This window comes from Paracidovorax anthurii, assembly GCF_003269065.1.
Taxonomy (GTDB): Bacteria; Pseudomonadota; Gammaproteobacteria; order Burkholderiales; family Burkholderiaceae_C; genus Paracidovorax; species Paracidovorax anthurii.
Genome location: NZ_QLTA01000130.1, coordinates 1 through 1,057, shown reverse-complemented (window position 1 = coordinate 1,057; position 1,057 = coordinate 1). Strand labels below are relative to the sequence as shown.

Here is a 1,057-nt window from a genome sequence, read left to right as displayed (position 1 = left end):
TCCTCAAACCGTTCTGGTGGCCGCCATGGCATAAATCCGTCTGGGGTTGGGGCTATGCCGTCTTCGAACTGATTTGTGCAACAAAGCCGGTGCAAACCGCTGAGGGCTGCGCTCGATTCATAAAAGAAACGCCGCGTTTTTCCACACCCAATCCAGGCCGAGCAACACCAGGAAAGCAGTCACCTCCGCCAAGACCACATAGGCCAGACAAGCGAGCAATCGGACGAACCCTGTCCACCGAGGGAGGTTTCCAATCACATACACCCCCGGTATGAAAATAAAAAGAACCAAAAGCACCATAAGCCCGGCCGCCCCACCGGACGGCGGCCCCAGGAGCACCCCGACCACCAATGGCACCCATACGGGCACCGCCAGATTCACCACGCGGAAGGTGCGGCTGCGCAAAGTGTCCGGGCTGAAACCCCAGCCACCTGCAGCCGGTTCGATTGCATCGGTGGCGGTTTGCCATGTACCCGGCCTGAAAGCAGAGCCGCAATTCCGGCATGCATTTTCATACAAAGAAACATAAGCACGGCAATTGAAACATGCAGCCATTCTTCAAAATCTCATAAAAACCAAAAGACATGTAATCTTCGACTGCCATTCAGCGTGCACCCACCAGGATTCTTGCGACTACAGCGAAGAGCACGGCGACTGCACTACGGCAAATCGAGAGCATGCTTTGGATACGTTCAAACCCACCCATCGGCATATCGAATGAGTGAATCATCCGATTTCAGAAAACATCAATCCCTGCGGGTATTCCTCCGCCTCTCAGACCGGAGCATCATGACCCCGAGCAAGCCATTCAGCAAAGCCAACCCTCCAAAGCCATAGATTCCCGTACGCCAAAGGTTTATCCAAACACTTGCATACCGCTGATCATTCATCAGGATCCATTCCCTATGGGAATCCAAAGACTCAAGCTCCTTCTTGCCAAAGTCCTCACGCTTGATGTACCCATCGGCTTTGTTGCACAAATCAGTTCGAAGACGGCATAGCCCCAACCCCAGACGGATTTATGCCATGGCGGCCACCAGAACGGTTTGAGGACGAC

The 1,057-nt window shown here is 53.8% G+C and carries 1 protein-coding gene; it reads right to left on the bottom strand.

Annotation, left to right across the window (positions count from 1 at the left end):
• Positions 1–117: 117 nt before the first annotated feature.
• Positions 118–555 (bottom strand): hypothetical protein, encoded by a 438-nt coding sequence (locus AX018_RS25865; protein WP_245951844.1) that lies wholly within the window; start codon positions 553–555, stop codon positions 118–120.
• Between the last annotated feature and the right edge of the window lie 502 nt (positions 556–1,057).